This window comes from Paenibacillus sp. VMFN-D1 (assembly GCF_003386155.1).
GTDB lineage: Bacteria > Bacillota > Bacilli > Paenibacillales > Paenibacillaceae > Paenibacillus_AQ > Paenibacillus_AQ favisporus.
This window is the reverse complement of the sequence record NZ_QRDU01000001.1, coordinates 2,766,136-2,790,682: the sequence shown is the minus strand read 5'-3', so window position 1 is coordinate 2,790,682 and position 24,547 is coordinate 2,766,136. Positions and strand designations below refer to the sequence as shown.

General features: G+C 53.1%; 22 protein-coding genes. All 22 read left to right on the top strand.

Translation table 11 applies throughout. The annotated features are described in order from the left end of the window. The first annotated feature begins 23 nt into the window (after positions 1 to 23). The 22 genes from pnp (at position 24) to pgsA (ending at position 24,541) form a co-directional block, all read left to right on the top strand. Positions 24 to 2,120 (top strand): polyribonucleotide nucleotidyltransferase, encoded by a 2,097-nt coding sequence (gene pnp / locus C7820_RS12765; RefSeq protein ID WP_116231227.1) that lies wholly within the window; start codon positions 24 to 26, stop codon positions 2,118 to 2,120. Positions 2,121 to 2,542: 422 nt separating this feature from the next. Next, the gene (locus C7820_RS12760; RefSeq protein ID WP_116231226.1) at positions 2,543 to 3,532 is read left to right on the top strand and encodes a polysaccharide deacetylase family protein; all 990 of its coding nucleotides are present in this window, start codon (positions 2,543 to 2,545) and stop codon (positions 3,530 to 3,532) included. Positions 3,533 to 3,720: 188 nt separating this feature from the next. Continuing rightward, on the top strand, positions 3,721 to 4,950 hold the full coding sequence (locus C7820_RS12755) for a M16 family metallopeptidase (RefSeq protein ID WP_397334162.1): 1,230 nt from the start codon (positions 3,721 to 3,723) through the stop codon (positions 4,948 to 4,950). Further along, positions 4,925 to 5,371 carry a dUTP diphosphatase gene (dut, locus tag C7820_RS12750; protein WP_116231224.1) on the top strand — a complete coding sequence of 149 codons (447 nt, stop codon included), beginning with the start codon at positions 4,925 to 4,927 and terminating at the stop codon, positions 5,369 to 5,371. Before C7820_RS12755 ends, dut begins: the two co-directional genes overlap by 26 nt. Positions 5,372 to 5,621: 250 nt before the next feature. Further along, a complete protein-coding gene (gene dpsA, locus C7820_RS12745; RefSeq protein ID WP_076168027.1) occupies positions 5,622 to 6,521 on the top strand; it encodes a dipicolinate synthase subunit DpsA in 900 nt (299 codons plus the stop codon). Further along, the gene (locus C7820_RS12740) at positions 6,518 to 7,114 is read left to right on the top strand and encodes a dipicolinate synthase subunit B (protein WP_116231223.1); all 597 of its coding nucleotides are present in this window, start codon (positions 6,518 to 6,520) and stop codon (positions 7,112 to 7,114) included. The genes dpsA and C7820_RS12740 overlap by 4 nt, the downstream gene beginning before the upstream one ends. 457 nt (positions 7,115 to 7,571) lie before the next feature. Continuing rightward, positions 7,572 to 8,789 carry an aspartate kinase gene (gene dapG, locus C7820_RS12735; RefSeq protein WP_116231222.1) on the top strand — a complete coding sequence of 406 codons (1,218 nt, stop codon included), beginning with the start codon at positions 7,572 to 7,574 and terminating at the stop codon, positions 8,787 to 8,789. A 50-nt stretch (positions 8,790 to 8,839) separates the two neighbouring features. Then, a complete protein-coding gene (gene dapA, locus C7820_RS12730) occupies positions 8,840 to 9,727 on the top strand; it encodes a 4-hydroxy-tetrahydrodipicolinate synthase (protein WP_116231221.1) in 888 nt (295 codons plus the stop codon). A gap of 304 nt (positions 9,728 to 10,031) precedes the next feature. After that, positions 10,032 to 11,711, top strand: a complete 1,680-nt coding sequence (locus C7820_RS12725; protein ID WP_076168017.1) for a ribonuclease J — start codon at positions 10,032 to 10,034, stop codon at positions 11,709 to 11,711. A gap of 254 nt (positions 11,712 to 11,965) precedes the next feature. Further along, complete coding sequence (locus C7820_RS12715; protein WP_116231219.1) at positions 11,966 to 12,727, top strand: ClpP family protease; 762 nt, start codon at positions 11,966 to 11,968, stop codon at positions 12,725 to 12,727. After that, complete coding sequence (locus C7820_RS12710) at positions 12,724 to 12,942, top strand: YlzJ-like family protein (protein WP_116231218.1); 219 nt, start codon at positions 12,724 to 12,726, stop codon at positions 12,940 to 12,942. Before C7820_RS12715 ends, C7820_RS12710 begins: the two co-directional genes overlap by 4 nt. A 78-nt stretch (positions 12,943 to 13,020) precedes the next feature. Next, the gene (locus tag C7820_RS12705; protein ID WP_116231217.1) at positions 13,021 to 15,699 is read left to right on the top strand and encodes an FtsK/SpoIIIE family DNA translocase; all 2,679 of its coding nucleotides are present in this window, start codon (positions 13,021 to 13,023) and stop codon (positions 15,697 to 15,699) included. 220 nt (positions 15,700 to 15,919) lie between these two features. After that, positions 15,920 to 16,744, top strand: coding sequence for a spore cortex-lytic enzyme (gene sleB / locus C7820_RS12700; protein ID WP_116231216.1), 825 nt, complete (start codon positions 15,920 to 15,922; stop codon positions 16,742 to 16,744). Positions 16,745 to 16,924: 180 nt separating this feature from the next. Further along, positions 16,925 to 18,205 carry an EF-P 5-aminopentanol modification-associated protein YfmF gene (yfmF, locus tag C7820_RS12695; protein ID WP_116231215.1) on the top strand — a complete coding sequence of 427 codons (1,281 nt, stop codon included), beginning with the start codon at positions 16,925 to 16,927 and terminating at the stop codon, positions 18,203 to 18,205. 3 nt (positions 18,206 to 18,208) lie between these two features. Then, positions 18,209 to 19,489, top strand: a complete 1,281-nt coding sequence (gene yfmH / locus C7820_RS12690) for an EF-P 5-aminopentanol modification-associated protein YfmH (protein ID WP_116231214.1) — start codon at positions 18,209 to 18,211, stop codon at positions 19,487 to 19,489. After that, positions 19,489 to 20,262 (top strand): elongation factor P 5-aminopentanone reductase, encoded by a 774-nt coding sequence (gene ymfI / locus C7820_RS12685; protein WP_116231213.1) that lies wholly within the window; start codon positions 19,489 to 19,491, stop codon positions 20,260 to 20,262. Before yfmH ends, ymfI begins: the two co-directional genes overlap by 1 nt. Positions 20,263 to 20,365: 103 nt before the next feature. Further along, positions 20,366 to 20,620 (top strand): DUF3243 domain-containing protein, encoded by a 255-nt coding sequence (locus tag C7820_RS12680; protein WP_076167995.1) that lies wholly within the window; start codon positions 20,366 to 20,368, stop codon positions 20,618 to 20,620. 188 nt (positions 20,621 to 20,808) lie between these two features. Beyond that, entirely contained in the window at positions 20,809 to 21,576 is a 768-nt protein-coding gene (locus C7820_RS12675; RefSeq protein ID WP_116231212.1) for a DUF3388 domain-containing protein, read from the top strand. A gap of 25 nt (positions 21,577 to 21,601) precedes the next feature. Continuing rightward, positions 21,602 to 22,708: a helix-turn-helix domain-containing protein gene (locus C7820_RS12670; RefSeq protein ID WP_116231211.1), complete on the top strand. Its 1,107-nt coding sequence runs from the start codon at positions 21,602 to 21,604 to the stop codon at positions 22,706 to 22,708. Positions 22,709 to 22,808: 100 nt separating this feature from the next. Further along, positions 22,809 to 22,979: a hypothetical protein gene (locus tag C7820_RS33440; RefSeq protein ID WP_163872676.1), complete on the top strand. Its 171-nt coding sequence runs from the start codon at positions 22,809 to 22,811 to the stop codon at positions 22,977 to 22,979. A gap of 227 nt (positions 22,980 to 23,206) precedes the next feature. Further along, entirely contained in the window at positions 23,207 to 23,698 is a 492-nt protein-coding gene (locus tag C7820_RS12665) for a YajQ family cyclic di-GMP-binding protein (protein ID WP_076169539.1), read from the top strand. Between the two features lie 255 nt (positions 23,699 to 23,953). Continuing rightward, the gene (gene pgsA / locus C7820_RS12660; protein WP_076167990.1) at positions 23,954 to 24,541 is read left to right on the top strand and encodes a CDP-diacylglycerol--glycerol-3-phosphate 3-phosphatidyltransferase; all 588 of its coding nucleotides are present in this window, start codon (positions 23,954 to 23,956) and stop codon (positions 24,539 to 24,541) included. Positions 24,542 to 24,547: the final 6 nt, after the last annotated feature.

Genomic DNA, 24,547 nt, shown 5'->3' with positions numbered 1-24,547 from the left:
TTGAGTAATAAAGGAGGGATTTCATGGAAAGTCGTGTTGAAATGCAGTTGGGCGGCAGAACCCTGGTCATGGAGACCGGACGCCTCGCGAAGCAGGCTAACGCCGCCGTGATGGTCCGCTACGGGGAAACGGCCGTACTTTGTACAGTGACCGCCTCCAGCGAACCGAAGGATCTGGACTTTTTTCCGCTGACTGTAAACTATGAAGAAAGATTGTATGCCGTAGGTAAAATCCCGGGGGGCTTTATCAAACGGGAAGGCAGACCGAGCGAGAAGGCCATTCTGGCCAGCCGTCTGACTGACCGTCCGATTCGTCCGCTGTTCCCGGAAGGCTTCCGTAACGATGTGCAGGTGCTGAACCTTGTCATGAGCGTGGATCAGGACTGCTCGCCGGATATTGCGGCCATGATCGGTACTTCCGCAGCGCTGAGCATTTCGGACGTGCCGTTTGACGGACCGATCGGCGGTGTCATCGTAGGACGCGTAGACGGACAATTTATTATTAATCCGGACATCGCGCAGCAGGAGAAAAGTGACATTTACCTGGTCGTTGCAGGCACTAGAGACGCCATCATGATGGTTGAAGCCGAGGCGAACGAGGTTCCTGAGGAAACGATGCTGGAAGCGATTATGTTCGGTCACGAGGAGATCAAAAAGATCGTGTCCGTCATTGACGAACTGACGCAAAAAGCCGGCAAACCGAAAATGGAAGTGAAGCTTCATGCGGTTGACGCTCAGGTTAATGCCGAAGTACGCGAATTCGCTGCACAGCGCCTCGTAGAAGCGGTACGCATTGCCGAGAAGCATGCCCGCCAGGATGCGATCGATGCGATCAACGAAGAAACGGTAACTTTCTTTGAACAAAAATACATAGAGACGCCTGAGCTCTTGAAAGATGTCAAAGAAGTGCTGCATGATATTGTCAAAGAAGAAGTAAGACGCCTGATCACCCACGATAAAGTCCGTCCTGACGGCCGGGGTCTGGACGAGATCCGTCCGATCGAATGCGATACGGGCATTCTGCCGCGCACGCATGGTACAGGCTTGTTCACTCGTGGTCAAACCCAGGCTCTCAGCGTATGTACGTTGGGTGCGCTCGGTGACGTGCAAATTCTGGACGGCATCGATTTGCAGGAAACCAAACGCTTTATGCACCATTATAACTTCCCTCCGTTCAGCGTAGGCGAAGCCCGTCCGCTTCGTGCACCGGGACGCCGCGAAATCGGCCACGGCGCGCTGGGTGAACGCGCTCTGTCGAAGGTCATTCCATCGGAGACCGAGTTCCCGTACACGATTCGTCTCGTTTCCGAAGTGCTGGAGTCGAACGGTTCCACATCCCAGGCAAGTATTTGCGCAAGCACGCTGGCCATGATGGATGCTGGGGTACCGATCAAGGCGCCGGTTGCCGGTGTAGCCATGGGTCTGATTAAAGACGGAGAGCATGTATCCATTCTGACGGATATTCAAGGGATGGAAGATCATCTGGGCGATATGGACTTCAAAGTGGCCGGTACGGCTGAAGGGGTAACCGCCATTCAGATGGACATCAAAATTGCCGGCATTGACCGCCAGATTTTGAACGACGCTCTGAAGCAGGCCAAAGAAGGCCGGATGTTTATCCTGAGCAAAATGATGGAAGCGATCCAGAAGCCAAGAGAGACGTTGTCTCCTTATGCTCCGAAGATCATCGTCATGAACATCAATCCGGACAAGATCCGCGACGTGATCGGCGCAGGCGGCAAGATCATCAACAAGATCATCGAGGAAACCGGCGTGAAGATCGACATCGAGCAGGACGGACGCGTCTTCATCGCATCGTCCAATGAGGAAATGAACCAGAAAGCCCGCTCTATTATTGAAGGCATCGTCCGTGAAGTCGAAGTCGGCGAAATTTATGTCGGCACCGTCAAACGGGTCGAGAAATTCGGCGCTTTCGTCGAAGTGCTTCCGAATAAAGAGGGACTTGTGCACATTTCCCAGCTCTCGACCGAGCGTGTCGGCAAAGTTGAGGACGTCGTGAATGTCGGGGATACGATTACCGTCAAAGTGACCGAGATCGACCAGCAGGGACGTATCAACCTGTCGCGCAAAGCGGTATTGGTTGCAGAATCCAAGGCTTAAATCAAGCGGAGCGGCTTCGTCAAGAAGCCACGCTTGCTACCATATGCAGTCTAAGAGACAGAAAGTACTCACTTCTGGCTCTTTTTTTATAATATCAGAATGTATAAACTCCAGAGCCATTGCTTCCTGATATTGCAAGAAAAATCACCTTTGAAGGCGGTCTGTCTTCTATGAAGGTACATCGATAGACACTTTTCTTATGAGATCAGAGATAAACTCCAGAGCCATGGCTTCCTGATATTGCAAGAAAAATTACCTTTGAATGCGGTCTGTCTTCTCTGAAGGTACATCGATAGACACTTTTCTTATGAGATCAGAATGTATAAACTCCAGAGCCATGGCTTCCTGCGGCCTCTCATTCATAATCCCGCTCGTCCCTTCATATGATGGGACAAAGTATGTTAAGGGAGATGAGCGGAAAAATGAACGGGAGACGGACAGCCATCGTGCTTGCCTGTTTTGCCACCATCGTCGGGCTCGCGCAGACCGGTGCGGTCGGGGACTATTTTCAGGATGTACGGCACCACCTGACTGCTCAAACCGCGTTTGAGCCCCAGACGGACGAGAAGCAGCTGGATCCGCTGTACAAGCAGATTCAGGAGAAGGCCGAGGCCACACGGATTCCGCCGGTAGATGCGGTCGTGGACCGCGTCTGGAAGGCCATTCCGGGGTACAACGGCCTGGAGATCGACATAGACGAGACCTATAAGCGGGCTAAGGCCCAGGGAGCCACGGCTCCGATTACATATGTGTACCGTCAAATTCCCCCCAAGGTGAACCTCGGTGATTTGGCGGCAGAACCGATTTATAAAGGGAACCCGAAAAAGCCGATGGTTTCCCTGATGATTAACGTCGCATGGGGGGACGAGTACATCGTTCCGATGCTCGATACGCTGGATGCGGAGAACGTAAAGGCAACCTTCTTTTTTGACGGGAGCTGGTTGAAGAAAAACCCGGAGATGGCCAAGGAGATTCAGAAGCGGGGGCATGAGCTGGAGAACCACGCGTATACGCATCCCAACATGAGCCAGCTGAGCCGCGAACGGGCAACACTAGAAATCAGCAAAACCCAGCAGCTGTTGAAGGATACGCTGGGTGTGACGAACAAGTGGTTTGCGCCTCCTTCCGGAGACTTTAATCAGCAGACCGTCCAAATCGCCGCCAGCCTCGGCCTGAAGACGGTGCTGTGGACGCTGGACACGGTGGATTGGCGGAAGCCTTCACCTGATTCCATCGTCAACAAGATCTCGGCCAAGGTGGAGCCGGGCACCTTGATTCTGATGCATCCGACCTCCTCTTCCTCCCAGGCGCTGAAGGGCATGATCCGGGTGATCAAGGCGAAAGGCCTTGTACTGGGTACGGTCAGCCAGACGCTGTCCCCCGAGAGGGTGACGGCGCCCAAGGTTGAGTGAGACGGTTTTTTTTGATAGGATAGGGATTGCGCTGGCTGTAGTCAGGAAAGTTACGGCTCGGCCATCATTTGCATGAAACGGATTACTAGTTAGAACTGGACAGGGGCAGCCTGGAGGTTCATTGGATTAATTTTAGGAGGGCCTCTCGCGTGAAAAAAATAAACTTAAGCAACGGCCTTAGAGTAGTTATGGAGAAAATTCCGACGATGCGGTCGGTGTCCTTTGGCATTTGGGTAAAGACGGGCTCCCGCCACGAAACCTTGGCCAACAACGGTATTTCCCATTTTATCGAGCACATGCTGTTTAAAGGGACTGAACGGTTTGACGCCAAAGCGATTGCCGAGGAATTCGATGCCATTGGCGGCAATGTGAATGCCTTTACTTCTAAGGAATATACCTGTTTTTATGCCAAGGTGCTGGATGAGCATCTGCCGATCGCCGTAGACGTGCTCGCCGATATGTTCTTCCGTTCCAAGCTGGACAGCCAGGAGCTGGCCAAGGAGAAGAACGTCATTCTGGAAGAGATTTCGATGTACGAAGATACGCCGGACGACATGGTGCACGACCTGATGGCTAAGGCGGTCTATGGGGATCATCCGCTCGCCTATCCGATTCTGGGAACGAAGGAACAGCTGGAAAGCATGGGATCTTCTGACCTTCGGGCCTACATGGATGAGCACTATACGATCGAGAACACCGTCATCAGCGTGGCAGGTAACATTGACGATAACATTGTGGAGCTGCTGGAACGCCATTTCGGCGGTTTCCAAACCAGCGGGCGGGTGAGCGAATTGACCGTGCCTTCATTCCAGAGCGGGATCTTGTATCATAAAAAGAAGACGGAGCAGAATCATATCTGCCTGTCCTTCCCGGGGTGCTCGATCCACGACCCGCTTCAGTACGCCATGATTCTGCTCAATAACAGCATCGGCGGCGGGATGAGTTCGCGGTTGTTCCAGGAAATCCGGGAAAAGCGGGGGCTCGCTTATTCGGTCTACTCGTACCACAGCTCCAACGAAGACAGCGGTTTGTTCACGATCTATGCCGGAACCGCGCCGAAGCAAACCAATGAGGTCATGGGCTTGACCAAAGAGGTACTGGCAGATGTGGCCGTTCATGGGATGACCGAGGACGAACTCCGCAAAGGGAAGGAGCAGCTGAAGGGCAGCCTGATCCTGAGCCTTGAGGGGACTGGAAGCCGCATGAACCGGCTCGGCAAAAACGAGCTGATGCTGGGTAAGCATTTTTCGCTCGATGACATGATCGAAAAGATCGAAAACGTGACGATGAACGATGTGAACGCCGTGCTGGACCGGATGTTCAGCCAGCCGTTCGCGCTGGCGATGGTCGGATCGACGGACCGCGCCATTGCAGGGTTAAGGAGGGACGATTTTGTCACACTACGTACAAATTTATAAATTGCCGGGTCACGAGGATGTGCGGCTGCCGGAGAAAATGTCCGGCTCCGCCTCCGGCTATGACCTGTACGCCGCCGTTGAAGAAGAAGTCGTCCTTCAACCGGGGGAGCGCAGGCTCATCCCGACCGGGTTTGCCATCGCCATGCCCGACGGGCTCGAAGCACAAATCCGCCCGAGAAGCGGGCTGGCGCTGAAGCACGGTATCACCTGCCTTAATACCCCGGGAACGATCGACGCCGACTACCGCGGGGAAATCAAGGTGCTGCTGATCAACCTCGGCCAGGAGCCTTTTGCGATAACCCGAAACGAGCGCATCGCCCAAATGGTGTTCATGGAAGTGCCGCAGGTGACGTTTGAGCAGGTGGACGTGCTGTCCGAAACCGTTCGCGGTGAGGGCGGATTCGGACACACCGGCAAATAATTTATAGTTCAATACAGCCTGGAGTTCGTTCCCGAAAGGGTTCGTTCTCCAGGCTTTTTTACATAGAAGGAAATATAAGCTTCATAGCCCCTTCTTCCTATATCGCAAGGGAAATTGCTGCTCCATGTGGTCCGGCTTCCTGAACAGTGCGCCTACAGACGGTTATTATTTGACGGGCGTCTTTCACCCCTCCTTAGGCAGCGGCATATGATGGATTCATAACAGTGTTTTTGAAAGGAGTGACATCCTTGTGCTGACTGGAGTTCATATTGTGTTCCTAGGCGGGGATGCACGGCAGATCGAGGTGATCCGTAAATGTTCGGAGATGGATGCCACCGTCAGCGTGGTCGGATTCGACAAGCTGAATGAAAGGGTCCTGGGAGTCTCGTGGGAACGCCTCTCTTCTGAACTGCTTTCTGCGGCAGACGTTCTCGTGCTGCCTGTTGTCGGGTGTGATGATACAGGAGCGATCCAGACGCCATATTCTGGAGAGTCCTTAAAGCTGCTGGATGAGCATTTGGCCGCTCTTCCGTCGCATTGTACCGTTTATACGGGAATGGCCAAACCCTATCTGCGCAGCCTATGCGCAAGCCACGAGGTACGCCTGTTGGAACTGCTGGACCGGGATGACGTTGCCATTTTTAATTCGATCCCAACGGCGGAAGGCGCACTGGTGATGGCAATCCAGAATACACCATTTACGATCCACGGTTCGGATTGTATTGTGCTGGGATTGGGGAGAACCGGGTTTACGATGGCGAAAAGCCTGCAGGGACTCGGGGCGAAGGTGAGGGCCGGCGTCAGGTCGGAAAAGGATTTTGCCAGAGCGGAGGTCATGGGCTGGGAGCCTTTCCTGACAAGGGATTTGGAGGATCACGTGCGAAGTGTCGACTTGATTTTTAACACGATTCCGACTATGATAGTCACAGCGCAAATCCTGTCAAGAATGCCCCAAAGCGCCGTCATTATTGACCTTGCTTCGGCTCCCGGAGGTTGTGATTTCCGGTATGCGGAGAAGCGGGGAATTAAGGCCTTGCTGGCTCCCGGATTACCTGGAATCGTAGCTCCCAAAACAGCTGGAATGATTATTGCCAATGCTTTGGTACAGTTGATTTCGGACGAGATCAAGATTCGGGGGGATGGGGAATGAACTTGCAGGGAAAAACGGTAGGTTATGCGATTACGGGTTCACATTGTACGCTTGCTGAAATTATGCCGCAGATTCAACGATTTATGGACGCCGGTGCCAAAGTGGTGCCGATTGTCTCCAATTCGGTGCAGGTAACGGACACCCGCTTCGGCACATCCGCGAGCTGGCTTGAACAGCTGAAGAACATCACAGGGAGCGAGATCATCACCTCAATTGTGGATGCGGAGCCTCTGGGACCGTCCAAACTGCTCGACGTGCTGGTCATTGCGCCTTGCACGGGCAATACGACAAGCAAGCTGGCCAATGCCATTACGGACAGTCCTGTCTTGATGGCCGCCAAGGCACAAATGCGGAATTTGCGTCCGCTGGTGCTGGCGATTTCCACCAATGACGGATTGGGATTAAACGCAGCGAATATCGCCAAGCTGCTTGTGACCAAGAACATTTATTTTGTTCCGTTCGGTCAGGATAATCCGGTGCAGAAGCCCAATTCGCTGGTTGCGAACATGGAGCTGATCCCCGAAGCGTGCGATGCGGCTCTTGAAGGAAGACAACTGCAGCCTATGCTGATTCAACGCATGTTTTCCGCGTAATCCAGATCGGCTGCATTCGTTTCGAGTTCCGGCACCCGAAACTGCATTGTCCAGCCCCTAGCAGATGCTGCGGGCGGTAATTTTGCGCCCCATGCCGTAAGACACGGGGCTGTTTGCATCGTTTATTCCGGGCCGCCGTAATCGGATAAATATCAGTGTACAGGACATAAGTTGAATGATCCAAATGGTCGTAGAGACCAAATAGTAAATGTAGGACGACTCGATCGAAGTGATCGCAGCCTGTTTTGCTTATCCCGGTTGGATGCGGCACCGGATCTTGTTAGGATGCCGATTCGGGCGGGAACAGGAAACTAGGCTGCGATTACGAACTGCTGGCCAAAGCGATGTGTTCATGCTTTGGTTCTGAGGAAGGGTACAGCCGTCATGGCTGTACACGTCACAGGAAATCGACGCAGCTAAACGTTCTGCCGTTCTTATCTAGCATGGGGGAATTGAAATGAGCATCTTAGTACAGAAATTCGGCGGTACATCTTTGTCGACTCCGCAAGCAAGGGAACTCGTCATCAAGCACATCAGACGCGAGCTGGACAACGGTTATCAGCTTGTTGTCGTTGTTTCCGCCATGGGACGCAAGGGGGAGCCGTATGCGACCGACACGCTCCTGGACTGGGTCTCCCAGAACGGGAACGCTCTTCCGTCGCGGGAGCGGGATTTACTGCTGTGCTGCGGTGAAATCATATCGGCTGCCACGCTGTGCAGCCTGCTGGGGGATGAAGGCATCACCTCCACGGTGCTGACCGGGGCTCAGGCCGGATTTGTCACCGATGATCAATACGGCAACGCGCGGATTAAGGACGTGCGTCCGGAGCGGATTGTGAAGGAGCTCGAAACGCATCAGGTCGTCGTCGTCACCGGTTTTCAGGGTCAGACCGAAACCGGGGACTTCACCACTTTGGGGCGGGGCGGAAGCGATACTTCGGCGACGGCGCTGGGTGCGGCGCTGCGTGCCGAAATGGTTGACATCTACACGGACGTCAACGGGATTCTGACAGCGGATCCCCGGATCGTCGAAGACGCCAAACCGCTCTCCGTCGTAAGCTACGCTGAAATTTGCAACATGGCCCAATACGGAGCCAAGGTTATCCACCCGAGAGCCGTTGAAATCGCGATGCAGGCGCATGTGCCGGTGCGGGTGCGGTCCACCTTTTCGGAAGATGAAGGAACGCTGGTTACCCAGCCGGAAGGCTTCAGGGACGTTCAGCTGGGCTTCATGGACCGGTATGTGACGGGAATCGCCTACGTGAGCAACGTCACTCAAATCACGGTGGAATGCGAAAACGAAGGAGATAATCTTCAGCTCAGAGTGTTTAAAGCTATGGCTGAAAATTCCATCAGCGTCGATTTTATTAATGTTACCCCGACAGGGGCGGTCTATACCGTTTTTGACCATGATTCGGAGAAAGCGATCCGGGTGCTTCAGGATTTGGGATTCCGGCCTAAGAGCCTTTCTGGCTGCGCCAAGGTTTCCGTCATCGGGGGCGGGATCAACGGAGTGCCGGGTATCATGGCCAAAATCGTCGAATCCCTCAGTGAACAAAATATCCAAATTCTGCAGTCGGCAGATTCGAATACGACCATATGGGTGCTGGTGAAAAAAGAGGACATGGTACAGTCTCTTCGGGCGCTGCACGCCAAATTCGAGCTGCATCGGTAGTCATAAATCTGGAAAACGCACTTTTACGTCCTATTAGGAGGTTGTACAAGATGGATTTCGGTAGGTTGATTACGGCCATGGTGACTCCCTTTGATGAGCAGGGGAATGTGAACTGGACAGAAACCGCCAAGCTGATCGATTACTTAATTGAGGACCAGCGGTCCGAATCACTGGTTGTCTGCGGAACGACCGGTGAGTCCCCGACGCTGACGGAAGAAGAAAAGCTCAAGCTGTTCGAATTTGCGGTGGACCATGCCAAAGGGCGCTGCAAAATTATTGCCGGTACCGGCAGCAACAGCACCGCGCATTCAATCCATCTGACCCAGGAAGCCGAAAAGCTCGGGGTCGATGGCGTTTTGCTCGTTGTGCCTTATTACAACAAGCCGAACCAGGAGGGGTTGTACCGTCATTTCGAAGCCATTGCCCGCAGCACGAAGCTGCCGGTTATGCTGTATAACGTCCCTGGACGGACCGTCGTAGGCTTGAGCACCGAGACGACGCTTAGACTGGCTGAGATTCCGAACGTGGTCGCTACCAAGGAATGCGCTTCGCTCGAGCAGGTAACCCAGATCGCGGCCGGCGCGCCGGCGCATTTCCGGGTTTATTCCGGTGACGATGGAGCGGGTCTGCCAGCCATGGCCGTAGGAGCATACGGTATCGTGAGCGTGGCCGGACATATCATCGGCGCTTCCATGAAGGACATGATTACGGCCTATCTGGAAGGTGAGCAGGCGCAGGCCGCACGGCTTCACCAGAAGCTGTTTCCTGTATTCAAGGGCCTGTTTGAGTCCCCGACTCCGCTGCCGAATCCGGCTGCTGTCAAGTATGCGCTCAATTTGTTGGGTCATTCCGTCGGAGGCGTACGGCTTCCGCTCATCGGACCGAATGAGAAGGAAGCGGAGTTTATCGAACGGTTGGTTCATTCGCTTACGGAATAATTGAATCCTCTTATAAGCTGACAGAAACAGCGTCCTTACCAGGGCGCTGTTTTTTTGTGTTTAGGATGCATGCCTTTGGGTTAAGGCCTAAGCAGGGACGCTGCTTTCGAACGGGCTTTTTGTCCATAAGGATATTTCAAATAAACAGCATGGATTTGGGGAACTCTAATGCCTACTTTCAGGGTGACTTGTGTTTTGACTTTTTTATCATGTATAATGAGGTCAAGTGACTGGGTGCGGTATATTTTTGAAATATAAATATTAAATGGTACGACGTCCAAAACCATAGGAGGGTTAGATTCATTTGTCTAAAAAAAATAATAACGATAAATTGGCGATTTTCGCGTTGGGCGGCGTCGGTGAAATCGGGAAAAACATGTATGTCATCCAATACGGCAATGACATCGTAGTCGTAGATGCCGGATTGAAATTTCCAGAGGAGGACATGCTCGGGATCGATATCGTCATTCCCGATATTTCCTACCTGACGGAGAATCGTGATAAGGTGAGAGGCATTTTGCTGACGCACGGACACGAGGATCACATCGGTGGATTGCCTTACGTGCTGAAGCATCTGAACGTTCCTGTATACGGAACCAAGCTGACGCTTGGCCTGGTGGAGAACAAGCTTAAGGAAGCCAATCTCCTTGGCGAAACGAAGCGGATTCTGATTCACGAAGATTCCGAAGTGGCGCTCGGCTCCACGCTGAAAGCAACGTTCTTCAGAACCAACCACAGTATTCCGGATTCGGTCGGGATTTGCATCTCAACGCCGGAAGGCAACGTGGTTCATACAGGCGACTTCAAGTTCGATCATACGCCGGTTAACGGACAATATGCGAACTTGCAGCGGATGGCCGCTATTGGAGAAGAAGGCGTATTGGCGCTTCTGTCGGATAGTACCAATGCTGAGAAACCGGGCTTCACGCCATCGGAGAAAAACGTGGGTGTTGTCCTTGAAGATATTTTCCGGAAATCATCCCAGCGCGTAGTTATCGCTACTTTTGCTTCGAATGTTCACCGGATTCAGCAGGTGGTCAATGCGGCGGAATCCACAGGACGGAAAATTACCGTCATCGGACGCAGCATGGTAAACGTCGTTTCCATCGCAGCCGAGCTTGGATACCTTCACGTGCCGGACGGCATGCTGATCGAGCCTGAAGAAGTTAACAAAATGGCTGCTGACCGCGTCGTCGTATTGTGCACAGGCAGCCAGGGAGAGCCGATGTCCGCGTTGACGCGGATGGCCCGTTCCACACACCGCAAGGTTGATATTCTGCCGGGTGATACCGTTATCATTGCCGCGACACCGGTACCGGGAAATGAGAAATATGTCGGCCGTACGATCGACGAGCTGTTCCGTCTCGGAGCGGATGTCATCTACAGCGGTTCGAATTCCGGAGTACACGTATCGGGTCACGGCAGTCAGGAAGAATTGAAACTCATGCTGAATTTAATGAAGCCGAAATTCTTCATCCCGATCCACGGCGAGTACCGCATGCAGCGCCGTCACGCACTGCTGGCCGAGTCTGTCGGCGTAGATCCGGACAATATCTTTATTACGGATATCGGCGAGATCGTCGAAATCCAGAACGGATCTGCCCGTAAAGCCGGTAAAGTAACGGCTGGCAACGTGCTGATTGACGGATTAGGCGTTGGAGACGTTGGCAACATCGTCCTCCGCGACCGTAAACTGCTGTCACAGGACGGAATTCTGGTTGTAGTCGTTACGCTGAGCAAACAAGACGGCACGATCATGTCCGGACCGGACATTATCTCCAGAGGATTCGTATATGTTCGCGAATCGGAAGGGCTGTTGGATGAAGCGAACCGCATTGTTTCCAGTACACTGCAGAAATTGATGAGTGAAAATGTTAATGAATGGGCTTCCTTGAAGACAGGCGTGAAGGATGCACTGGGCCGGTTCCTCTATGAACAGACCCGCCGCAGACCGATGATTCTGCCGATCATCATGGAAGTGTAATCAATTGAATAAACCAGCGTCTTGAACAGCACACAGTCGCCCCCTTTCCGCAGGCAATATTGGACGGTTTCCTGCGGAAGGGGGCTTTTTGTCGTTTAATGACGATGTGATAGGAGATTCTGAAAGGAACTGGAACCTGAAGAGACGGCCGGGCATAGGCTCTGTGAATAGGGTTATTTTTTCGGAATAATTCATGTCTTTCCTCCACCATACTACAATGACAGGAAATTATATGGTTAGGAAAGGACGAGGACATGATGACACAAAATACACGCCGTTCGCCGATGAGCGAAACCGAGGCACCGGAACAAGCCCCAGCTGTAAACCCGGAACCGACGGCATTGGATACGCTGAAGCAGTTGGGACAAATGAACGTTCCGCAGGGGACCGAGTCGAACATTTTTTGCCTGACGATCATCGGGCAAATCGAAGGGCATCTGGTCCTTCCGCCGCAGAACAAAACGACGAAATACGAGCACATTATTCCCCAGCTGGTCGCTGCGGAGCAAAGCAAACAGGTGGACGGAATTATGATTATTCTCAATACAGTAGGCGGTGATGTGGAGGCTGGACTGGCCATCGCCGAAATGATCACGTCCCTTACCAAGCCTACCGTCACCGTCGTCGTCGGGGGCGGGCACAGCATCGGTGTGCCGATCGCCGTAGCTTCGACGTACTCGCTTATCGCCGAGAGCGCCACCATGACCATTCACCCGATCCGCCTGAACGGACTTGTGATCGGTGTGCCGCAGACGTTCGAATATATGGAGAAAATGCAGGAGCGCGTCGTCCGCTTCGTCACTTCCCATTCGCGGATTACGGAGGAGCGGTTTAAGGAATTAATGTTCCGCACCGGCGAGCTGAACCGGGATATCGGTACGGCGGTGGGCGGACTGGATGCCGTTAAATACGGCTTGATGGACGAAGTAGGAGGCATAGGCCAGGCTCTGGCCAAGCTGAACAAGCTGATCGATGAGCGCAAACAACCGGTTGAGGCGGAGGGGATTACTCAATGATGCTTCATACGATTATGCCGCTTGATGCTGTGTGGGAGGAAGGCTTTACCCCTGTCCAAACGGCGGAGGTAAGGCTGCAGGGCGTCCTGATGGAAGTCAAACCGCTTGATGCGGGCCGTGCCGAAATCGTCCGGCTGCTCGACTGCCCGCTTGAATCGTACCTCAACCCGGCGTTTGCCCCAGGACAGGTGATACGCTACATTCCGACACTGTAAAATGGACCTTTAGCAGCAGAAACAGAACATAGGTGCCCCACGGTATTATATGGTATAATATTGGCCGGGGGTGACATTTTGGCTAAGCGAAGAAAGAAGAAGAAGGCAGTACTGACCAATGTGCTGAAATACGAAATATACGGAATTATACTGATCACCCTTTCCGTTATCGCCTTATCCGGTGAAGCGACGGTAGGGTGGTCATTATCCAAAATGTTCGGACTGCTGTTAGGGCGGTTTTATTTTGTGATCCCCCTGGTGGGAATCTACTTGGGCCTCAGCGTCATGATTCAGCGAAAATGGCCGAAACGGTGGAATACGCGGAGAAGCGGAATTCTGCTGTTGGTACTGGCCTTGGTACTTATGAGCAGCATTTCTTCATTGGAAAAGAAACTGGGTCCGGTTGGCGCATTGAGCACCGGGAACATATTATCCCAGGTACATACGGACTTGCAGGGAGCGCTGCTGTCGTCATCGGCCCGCGGCGACCATTCCATGCTGAATAAGGACATCAGCGGAGGCTACATCGGCGCCATCGAGTTTGCGGCGCTGTATTGGCTGTTTGGGACCTTGGGCTCGAAGCTGATGATGATCGTTATGTTTATTATCAGTTTTATGCTGATTACGAATCTGTCGTATGTCGACCTGATGCGAATCTTCCGCAGCAGGCTGGTGAAGGCCGGCGAGAATGTCCAGAAGCGGATGGACAACCGCCGCCAGTCGGCCAAGGTCGCTTCCAAACGGGCGGCTTCGTCCAGGCAGAAGAAACCGCAGCCGCTCCCGGCTGACGACGATGAGGATGAATTGGACGAGGATTTCGTGCCGCCGAAGCCGAAGCGGAGCGCCCCGGTGTTCTTCCAGCTGTTCGGCAGCAAGTTTGCCAAGAACGAAGCGCAGCCGCCGCTTGCTGATGATGAGCTGGACGGCAGCGATATTCTTGAACCGGTCAGGGACACCCGTTCCGCGGCAGGCGGGCGGTTCAGCGAGGCGGTGGAGCCGGAGGAGAACGATGCATTCGACCTGCACGAGGAGCCGCTGTGGGCGGAACCGAAGCGGAACGAATCTTCGCCGATCATCCGCGACTTTTTCGAGCACGTGAAATCCGAAGGCAACGTCGATCCGGAGGAATCGGACGAAGCTTACGCCGGAGCTGCCGGAGCCGCTTTTCCGCCTGAAGGCATCAGTGCGGAATTCCATGAGGATACCGCTGGGACGCCGGACGGCGGGGCGCCGGTAACCGCTGCGGATCTCCAGGGAGAATCCGCGGGAAGTCCGGCTGAGCCGGCGGAGGCGCTGGAGCTTGCGATGACCCCGCCTGCGCCTCCGCCGAAGCCGTACAAGCTCCCGCCCTTCAGGCTGCTCTCCAAGCCCCAGAATGGCGGCAAGGCAGGCGATCAGAACGATTATAAGCAAACCGCCCGCAAGCTCGAAGCGACGATGGAGAGCTTCGGCGTACGGGCGAAAGTGCTTGAGGTCGTTCGCGGCCCAGCGGTGACGCGGTACGAAATCCAGCCGGATATCGGCGTGAAGGTCAGCCGGATTGTCGGGCTGACGGACGATATCGCGCTGGCTTTGGCCGCGAAGGATATCCGGATGGAGGCGCCGATCCCGGGCAAATCGGCCATCGGCATCGAGGTGCCGAACAATGAGGTTTCGCTCGTGACGATGCGCGAAGTTATGGAAACACCGGTCTTTCAAGACGCCTCGTCGAAGTTGTCGATCGCTTTCGGCCGGGACATTTCGGGACAGACGATCGTCGGCAATCTGGCAAAAATGCCCCATTTGCTCGTAGCCGGTGCGACCGGTTCCGGTAAATCGGTCTGTATTAACGGCATCATTACGAGCATCCTGTATAAGGCGAAGCCGGATGAAGTGAAATTTCTGATGGTCGATCCGAAGATGGTCGAGCTGAATGTGTATAACGGTATTCCGCATCTGATGGCGCCTGTCGTGACCGATCCGAAGCGTGCTTCCCTGGCGCTGAAGAAGATCGTGGTCGAGATGGAAAAGCGCTATGAGCTGTTTTCCAAATCCGGCACGCGTAATATAGAAGGCTATAACAACCTGATGAAGGACAATCCGGCAGCGGTGCTGCCTTATATCGTGGTCATCGTCGACGAGCTGGCCGACCTGATGATGGTCGCCGCGCATGACGTCGAGGAAGCGATCACCCGCCTCGCCCAAATGGCGCGGGCCGCGGGCATTCACCTGATCATCGCCACCCAGCGGCCGTCTGTCGACGTCATTACGGGTGTCATTAAGGCGAATATCCCGTCGCGGATCGCTTTCGGGGTATCGTCCCAGGTCGACTCCCGGACGATTCTCGACATGGCAGGCGCCGAGAAGCTGCTGGGCCGCGGGGATATGCTCTTCATGCCGATGGGAGCGTCCAAGCCGATCCGCGTGCAGGGGGCATTTATGACCGATCAGGAAGTCGAGATCATCGTTAACTATGTCCGCGACCAAGGGGAAGCCAAATACGATGAAAGTCTCGTTCCCGAAGTGGAGGAAACGTCGCAGGATGCCGACGACCAGCTGGACGAGCTGTACGATCAGGCCGTTCAGATCGTGCTGGAATCCAAACAGGCATCCGTGTCGCTGCTGCAGCGCCGGATGCGGGTGGGGTATACCCGTGCGGCCCGCTTGATCGATTCGATGGAAGCACGGGGGATTATCGGACCTTACGAGGGAAGCAAACCGCGTGAGGTGCTCGTCTCCCTGGAGCAGTATCAGCAGCAGAACCGCATCAGCTCATAGTCCGGTAATTATTGCCGGATGTGCTATATCTTCCTTGGAGGCCTCTCATGATCGTTCATGAGGGGCCTTTTTGGCGGTGATTTGCATAGGAATACGCTTGAAAGCTTACATCGGCGGTACACATTCTTTCTCTTGGGCAGGGTGTATAGGAAATGGGGCCTGTTGTCATAATAACCGTAGCCATCCTGTCAAACCCACAAGAGAAAGGTAGAGCTAACCCATGAAAAACGCAAAATTATGGATCATCATCGGTTTGGTGTTTCTATTGTCTGCGGCGGTCTATGCAGGTTTAAGACCCCATACGGATTCCAAAGCTTCGTCCAAAGCGGCGGTGGAGCCTGCGGAACAAACCATACCTACATTCGGATCAACGGTTTTGAAGTATGGATCCTCAGGCCAGGATGTGTATGAACTGCAGGGGCGCCTGAAATTTTTGGGCTTTTATAACGGAAAGATTGACGGACAATACGGATGGAGCACGCTAAAATCCGTCAAATGGTTCCAGTCCGAATTCGGGATGAAGGTGGACGGAACGGTCGGAGCCAAAACCAAGCTGAAGCTGTACAATGCCACCAAAAATTGGCAGCCATCTGCAGCCGAGTCCGGAAACGCCGCCGGCAAACAACCGAGCACAAGCGGCAATCAGAAAAACACAAGCGAACCTATGGCCTCGGCCAACACGATGGGCCTGTCCGAAAACGATCTGAAAATTATGGCTAATGCGGTGTACGGTGAATCCCGCGGTGAACCGTTTGAAGGACAGGTTGCCGTGGCTGCGGTCATTCTGAACCGTGTCAAATCGCCGAGCTTCCCGAATACGCCCCATGGCGTTATATTTCAGCCGGGTGCATTCACGGCGGTAGCCGACGGACAAATTTATCTCACGCCGAACGAAACGGCCCGCAAAGCGGTGCAGCAGGCGTTAAACGGCTGGGATCCGACCGGCGGATGCCTGTATTACTTTAACCCGAAAACAGCCACTTCGAAGTGGATCTGGTCCCGGCCTCAAGTCTTGACGATCGGGCAGCATATTTTCTGCATGTAAAGGATTGAACGTAAGTTTGGCACCGTAACTTCGTTCGTTCCTTGGAGCAGATTGCGCATGAGGGAAAACAGCAACCGGAGGGTTTGTCTTCGGTTGCTTCTTCACTTTCCAATGGTATAGAATGGAACTTAATCAAAAGCGTGACGCTTTATAAATTCATGGCTAAAGGAGTTTTGGACCTTGAATACAACTGCTTTTCAACATGGAAACGCCAAGCGGATCCGGATTCACGTTCTGCCGACGAAACGCTTTAAGACGTTTGCAATATCGCTCTACGCAGGCATTCCGCTTGCAGAGGACACCGTAACGCCTACGGCCTTGACTCCTTTTGTACTCCGCCGGGGTACCGTTACATATCCGGAGACCCGCCAGTTCCGCGAGCAGCTGGAGCAAATGTACGGGGCCGGCTTCGGTTTTGATGTGTATAAAAGAGGCAACTACCAGATGGTGCACTTCCGGATGGACACAATTAACGATTCGTTCGTAAAGAGCCAGGAGAGCCTGCTTGCATCCTCATTCGCTTTTCTCGGCGAAGTGGTGACGCGTCCCGTTTTGGAGGGCGGCCGTTTCCGCAGTTCTTACGTTCAGGCGGAGAAGGAGAACGTCCGCAAGAAGCTGGAATCCATCGTCAACGATAAGATCCGCTACGCCTCCGAGCGCTGCATTGAGGAGATGTGCCGCAACGAGCCTTATCGTCTTCACGCGCTTGGACAGCGTCAGGACCTGGAGAAAATTACGCCGGAGAGCCTGCACGACGGGTACCGCAAATGGCTGAGCGAAGCCAGCATGGACCTGTATGTGGTCGGGGACACGACGCTCGAGGAAGTAGAGAAGCTCGTCAACGCGCACTTTGATCTCGGTTCTGAACCTGGTATTACGTACAAGACCGAGACGCCGGTGCGCCAGTCTGGCGAGCCTCGTACCGTAGTGGAGAAAATGGAAGTGAGTCAGGGCAAGCTGAATCTCGGGCTGCGCACTTCCATCACTTATGGGGATGATCATTATGCGGCAGCATTGATGTACAACGGCATTTTGGGCGGATACCCGCATTCCAAGCTGTTCATGAACGTAAGGGAAAAAGCAAGCCTCGCCTACTACTGTTCTTCCCGCTATGACGGGCACAAGGGAATCGGAACGATCCAGTCCGGCATTGAAGTGCAGAACTACGAAAAAGCGCTAGACATTATCAAGAGCCAGCTCGAGGAAATGCGCTCCGGGCGCATCACCGATCTGGAAATGTCGCAGACGAAGGCGATGATCCGAAATCTGCTTCTTGAAATTGAGGATTCGGCTTTTGAAATGATCGCTTACGACTTCAACCGTCAGTTCTCCGGCAAAGACCGGTCAAGAGAAGAGCTGCTGCAGCAGGTGGAAGATATTCAAGTCGCGGATGTTCAGGCGGCCGCGTCGACTTTTGATTTGGATACGATTTATTTTCTGAAGGGTCAGAAGGAGGAATAGCCGGTGGAAAAACTTCAGTACGACAATTTGCAGGAGACTCTCTATTATGAAGTGATGGATAACGGCCTTCACGTCTACGTGCTTCCGAAGCCGGGTTTCCAGAAAACCTATGCGACGTTTGCCACTAAATACGGTTCTGTCGACAACCACTTCCGGGTGGAGGGACAGGACGAAATATCGGTTCCGGACGGGATCGCCCATTTCCTGGAGCATAAAATGTTCGAGGAGCCGGAAGGCGACATTTTCGCCACATTCGCCTCTCACGGCGCATCCGCCAACGCATTTACGAGCTTTGACCAGACCGTGTACCTGTTTTCGGCAACCGAGCACATTCCCGAGAATCTGGAGACGCTCGTGAATTTTGTGCAAAATCCTTATTTCACCAACCAGAACGTCGACAAGGAAAAGGGGATTATCGGGCAGGAAATCAACATGTACCAGGATAACGCCGACTGGCGCGTCTATTTTGGCCTGATCGAAGCGATGTATAAAATCCATCCGGTGCATATCGATATTGCCGGTACGGTGGAATCCATCAGCACGATTACGAAGGAGACGCTGTACACCTGCTATAACGCCTTTTATCATCCGAGCAACATGCTGCTGTTCGTCGTCGGCGGAGTAAAGCCGGAAGAAGTGTTCGACCTCGTCCGCGCCAACCAGGCGAAGAAAGATTATCCGCCTCAAGGCAAAATCGAGCGTATCTTTGAGCCGGAGACGGTCGGTGTTGCGGAAAAACGCCGGGTTAACAAGCTGCAGGTGTCCATGCCGAAATGCTTGTTCGGTTTTAAGGAAAAAGAAGTGGGGCTGACCGGCAAGGAACTGCTGAAGCGCGACCTGACAACAAAGCTCATGCTTGATCTGCTGTTCGGGTCAAGTACGGAGCTGTACCAAAAGCTGTACGACGAGGACCTGATCTCCGACAGCTTCTCGCATGAATACAGCAGTTCTCCGCAGTATGCCTTTTCGGCCGCGGGCGGAGACACCCGTGATCCCGATCAGCTTCTTGCCCGGATCCGCGAAGAGGTCGACGGCATTCTGGCATCCGGCTTCAAGGAAGAAGATTTCGAGCGCGCCCGCAAGAAAAAAATCGGCGGATACCTGCGTATGCTGAATTCTCCGGAAAATATCGCGCATGAATTCACCCGCTACCAGTTCCGCGGCGGCGACTTCTTCAGCGTGATTCAGCTGTATGAGTCCATTACGCTAAGCGATGTGAACAATCGCCTGAAAGAGCATGTGGACTGGGATCAGCTGGCGGTATCGGTCGTGGTGAATCCTTAATGCAGCCTAGGGGAGAGGAGAGCCTGCACAAGCCGATCGGAGAGACGACGGTGCTCGTCACCGGGGCGAGCCGCGGCATCGGTGCCGCCATCGCCGAGCGTTTTGCAGCGGTAGGGATGAACGTAGTGATCCACTACGGATCATCGCACGAAGCCGCCAATGACGTGGCCCGGCGCTGCATGCAGTCCGGAGCCAGGGTCATGACGGTCTCCGCCGATTTGCGGGATAAAGACCAGATTCTGCGCATGCGCGACAAGCTGGACACCCACGGTTTGCTGCCGGACATTTTGGTGAACAATGCGGGCGTCTCTCACTACGGCCTTCTTTCGGACGTGACCGAGGAAGATTGGGACGAAGTGATGTCCGTTAATTTAAAAGGCATGTTTCTGTGTACACAAGCTTTTATGCCGTATATGATTTCTCAGCGTAGCGGCCGCATTATCAACATATCCTCCGTCTGGGGGATTTCGGGCGCTTCCTGCGAAGTGCTGTATTCGACCACAAAAGGCGGTATTAACGCTTTTACCAAAGCGCTTGCCAAAGAGCTCGGCCCTTCTGGCGTCACGGTGAACGCGGTAGCTCCGGGCGCGGTGGATACCGAGATGCTCAACCATTTGGACGACGAGGAAAAACGGATGCTCGAGGATGAAATTCCGGCCGGACGGCTGGCCAGACCCGACGAAATTTCGTCCCTCGTTTATTTTCTCGCGCTTCCCGAATCCGGCTACATCAACGGTCAGGTAATAAGCCCCAACGGTGGATGGATTACCTGAGCTGCTAGGACGGTCTTCCCTGCATAGGCGCGCCCCAAACAGGTTATATTACAACTGTTGATTTCAAATCTCATGCGCCACAGCAAAGGGAGGACTTATCAATATGTCAACAGTAGTAAAGAACTTTGATGCCTGGAAAAAGTTTCTTGGGGAACGCGTCGCACAAGCCGAAAAAATGGGGATGAGCGAAGACACCATCGCCAAGCTGGCTTACGAGATCGGTGATTTTCTCGATGAGAAAGTCGATCCGGCCAACGCTTCCAACCGTGCGCTGAAGGAGCTGTGGGAAGTGGGCAACCGTGAAGAGCGCCAGACGATTGCCCGGCTGATGGTTAAATTAGCCAAGAAAAACGCTTAACTTTAGGAAAAAGCCCCCATTTGGGGGCTTTTCTCTAATGTTTACAGAGTTGACCTTGTTTTTCATATGTATTTTATATATCATTAACGTGACCCATGAAATAAAGGCGATTTTTTGAAGCCTCACCCGAAAGGGCTGCAGGTTTATTTTATTGGAAAACATGGGAAAAGGTCAGATGGGGTGTCGAAGTGGAAGCGAAACAATGGTACATGGAGTATAAGATACATAAGAACCGTCCGGGTCTGCTCGGGGATATTGCATCCCTGCTCGGTATGCTGGAGGTTAACATATTGACAATTAACGGGGTTGAAGGCAAAACGCGGGGAATGCTGCTGGAAACCAATGATGACGAGAAGATCCAATTGATGGGTGCCATGCTGAAAAAGGTCGACAGCATAACGGTCTCTGCGCTGCGGACGCCGAAGCTTGTCGATATTTTGGCTGTGCGCCACGGCCGGTACATCGACCGCGATTCCGATGACCGGAAAACATTCCGTTTTACGCGTGACGAACTTGGGTTACTGGTTGACTTTTTGGGTGAAATATTTAAGAAGGAAGGAAATCAGGTCATCGGCCTTCGCGGGATGCCCCGTGTAGGCAAAACCGAGTCCATCATCGCGGGCAGCGTGTGCGCCATGAAGCGCTGGACGTTCGTATCCTCGACGCTCCTGCGCCAGACGGTCCGAAGCCAGCTCTCTGAAGACGAAATGAACCGGAACAACGTGTTTATTATCGATGGAATCGTCAGCACGATCCGTTCCAACGAACGCCACTACAACCTGCTGCAGGATATCATGAGCATGCCGAGCACGAAAGTGATCGAGCATCCCGATGTTTTCGTGCAGGAGTCCGAGTATACGTACGATCATTTCGATATTATTATCGAGCTGCGCAACAATCCGAATGAAGAAATTATTTATGACACTTTCACAAGCACATACAACGACGATCTGTAAGTAATTTGATGAGGAGGTGATGGTGTTGTCTGAACTGGGTCAACAGTTAAGAGAAGCCAGACTGCAGAAGGGCATGAGCCTGGACGACGTGCAGGAAATGACAAAAATCCGCAAAAGATACTTGGAAGCCATCGAAGCAGGGGATTACAAGGTGCTCCCCGGCAGTTTTTATGTGAGGGCTTTTATTAAAACATATGCCGAAACCGTGGGACTCGATCCGGACGTTCTGCTCGAAGGCCACAAGAAGGAAGCTCCTCCGGAGCCGGAAGCGACGATGGAGCCGGTCATTCAGAAGCGGTCCAGCAGCCGCTCTTCGTCGCCTGAACGAAACGTGAAGTGGCTTTCGACTGTGCTGATGTGGACGTTCCCGATTCTGATCATAGTCGTTATTTATTTGTATGCGAACAATGCAAGTTCGACAAAGAAAGACAACAGCATCGATCCGGCCAAGGTTACGGAGCAGCAGGATCCGGCAACGGCGCAGAATCAGGATCCGCCCGCTACAACAACTACGCCGCCGGACAATGCTACCAATTCGGGGGATGACGGCAATAAGGACAATTCCGGTAATTCGGATACCACCACGACGGAAAACACGAATACCGACAGCGGAAACACCGGAGGCCAAGACACAACCACGCCGCCGGATCAAAATGGCACGGACCCTTCAGGCACCGGGACAGATACGACGGGAACCGGTACGGACTCGACGGATACGACGAACCAAGGCAATCAAGGCGTAACCGTAGCTCAGGACGGCAAGAGGGGCAAAACGACGATCTTTAAGGTTGCAGCAGCCCAAGGAACACCGGTTCAGGTGGAAATCAAAGCGACGGGCAAGAGCTGGCTTGAAGTATACAGGGGGGAAAATACATCCGGCGAGAAGCTTTCCTACGGCAATACGGAAGAAGGGAATACGCTGACCTTTACGCTGGATTCTTCCGGTATGTACATTAAATCGGGATATTCTCCCGCAACGACGATTACAGTAGCAGGGCAGACGGTGGAGGACGGTAAATCGACTTCGCGCATTCTGCTGAAGCTGGACGACTCCAGTACGGGCGGTAAATCGACTGGTAATAATTCGTCGACAGGGGATTCCTCCGATCAATCGGATAACAGCAACGGCTAAACGGCGGGACAGGCTCGACTGAATAATGCCATACACTCCAGGGGACAATAGTTCTAGCTTCAAGTCCTTCTTATTCCGGATAGAAATGAGGTGTATGGTTATGACAGTCAGCTGGATCACCACAATTGTGGGGATTATCGTCAGCCTGCTCGGTTATTACCTCACTCCCAGCGCTTGGGGGTACGGCATTCTTGGATTTGGACTGGCATGGATCGTATTGGGCATTTTGGATATGTTCCGCCAGCCAACCCGTGACCGCAGCCGATCTTAAAATAAGAACAAGGCATTCCCGGAACCATGTACCGGCGAATGTCTTTTTTTTGAAGTCTGTGTTCATTGCTTGTAAGCTTCCGCTCATCGCGTCCTGTCTTCTGCCTAAGCTGTGCCGAACGCCGTGAGATAATTTCCGTGAACGGAAGGAACGCTGTTTAGGATTAGACTTGTCCCGGTTAATTTCATATAATATGACATGAAAAGGAACTGAAAGGGCGTGTAATGATGAGTTCGGAAAATTCGTTTGACATTGTTTCCAAATTGGACTTCCAGGAAATGATCAACGCGATCAACCAAACGGAGCGTGAAATCGAAACCCGTTTTGATTTTAAAGGGAGCAAGAGCAGCCTGAAGCTGGAAAAGGAGACGCTGGTCATCACCTCCGATGACGAGTACAAGCTCAATGCGGTGATTGACATTTTGCAGTCCAAAATGATCAAGCGCGGTTTGTCGCTCAAAAACGTGGATTACGGCAAGGTCGAGCCAGCTTCGATGGGAACCGTCCGCCAGCGGATCACCCTGAAGCAGGGAATCGATCAGGACAACGCCAAGAAAATCAACGTGCTGATCCGGGACTCCAAGCTGAAGGTCAAAAGCCAAATCCAAGGCGATCAGATCCGGGTGACGGGGAAGAGCAAAAACGATCTGCAGGCGGTCATGCAGCTGCTCCGCAAGGCGGATCTGCCGCTGGACCTGCAGTTTACCAATCTGAAGTAATGCGGGCGTATACCGCACGGCAAACGGGCGGGAAGAGGAGCTTACTCCTCTTTTGACAGTGTATAAATTGATATATTATACTGTAACTTGTCCCGCTGTCTTAGCGGGGTTGCCGGCCTGTCGCAAGCTGTGCCTGCTGCCCCCAAGTAAAGGATTCATACATAATGGATGGTCCGGGTGCATTATTATTCATTTTCGGCCTGCCGTGCATGTGAATGTCGTTTCTTAGTTTGATTTATCCGGGGAGGGTTTACAGTGAATCTGCCCAACCGTATTACCATTTCAAGAATCTGTTTGATTCCGGTCATGATGGTGTTTCTTCTGGTCGACTTCAAGTTCTATCCGGAACCGATTACCTGGAATTCATTCGAGCTGCCGTATAATCAGCTGATCGCTGTAATTATTTTTATTCTGGCAGCAAGCACAGACGGTATAGACGGTTATTTGGCGCGCAAAAACAACTTGGTTACAAATCTCGGAAAACTGCTGGACCCGCTGGCCGACAAGCTGCTCATTACGGCGGTGCTGGTTTCGCTCGTCGAAATGGGGAAATGCGACTCCTGGATCGCTGTGGTTATTATCAGCCGCGAGTTTGCCGTTACCGGCCTGCGCCAGATTGCGCTGCTTGACGGGGCTGTCGTGGCGGCCAGCAAATGGGGCAAGGTGAAGACAGTTATTCAGATTGTCGCCATCGTGGCAATTCTGATCAACAACTTCCCGTTCGAGATGATCGGCCTGCCGTTCGACGATATTGCCATCTGGGCAGCGGCTTTGATCACGATTTACTCGGGGATCGATTATTTTGTCAAAAATAAAAAACTGCTTCAGCTTTCCAATGTGTAAGGCAAT

Excerpts from the sequence above, each read along its gene's own strand:
- pnp (WP_116231227.1), top strand. The coding sequence starts at position 24 with ATGGAAAGTCGTGTTGAAATGCAGTTGGGCGGCAGAACCCTGGTCATG.
- C7820_RS12760 (WP_116231226.1), top strand. The coding sequence starts at position 2,543 with ATGAACGGGAGACGGACAGCCATCGTGCTTGCCTGTTTTGCCACCATC.
- C7820_RS12755 (WP_397334162.1), top strand. The coding sequence starts at position 3,721 with ATGGAGAAAATTCCGACGATGCGGTCGGTGTCCTTTGGCATTTGGGTA.
- C7820_RS12740 (WP_116231223.1), top strand. The coding sequence starts at position 6,518 with ATGAACTTGCAGGGAAAAACGGTAGGTTATGCGATTACGGGTTCACAT.
- dapG (WP_116231222.1), top strand. The coding sequence starts at position 7,572 with ATGAGCATCTTAGTACAGAAATTCGGCGGTACATCTTTGTCGACTCCG.
- dapA (WP_116231221.1), top strand. The coding sequence starts at position 8,840 with ATGGATTTCGGTAGGTTGATTACGGCCATGGTGACTCCCTTTGATGAG.
- C7820_RS12715 (WP_116231219.1), top strand. The coding sequence starts at position 11,966 with ATGATGACACAAAATACACGCCGTTCGCCGATGAGCGAAACCGAGGCA.
- C7820_RS12710 (WP_116231218.1), top strand. The coding sequence starts at position 12,724 with ATGATGCTTCATACGATTATGCCGCTTGATGCTGTGTGGGAGGAAGGC.
- sleB (WP_116231216.1), top strand. The coding sequence starts at position 15,920 with ATGAAAAACGCAAAATTATGGATCATCATCGGTTTGGTGTTTCTATTG.
- ymfI (WP_116231213.1), top strand. The coding sequence starts at position 19,489 with ATGCAGCCTAGGGGAGAGGAGAGCCTGCACAAGCCGATCGGAGAGACG.
- C7820_RS12680 (WP_076167995.1), top strand. The coding sequence starts at position 20,366 with ATGTCAACAGTAGTAAAGAACTTTGATGCCTGGAAAAAGTTTCTTGGG.
- C7820_RS33440 (WP_163872676.1), top strand. The coding sequence starts at position 22,809 with ATGACAGTCAGCTGGATCACCACAATTGTGGGGATTATCGTCAGCCTG.
- C7820_RS12665 (WP_076169539.1), top strand. The coding sequence starts at position 23,207 with ATGAGTTCGGAAAATTCGTTTGACATTGTTTCCAAATTGGACTTCCAG.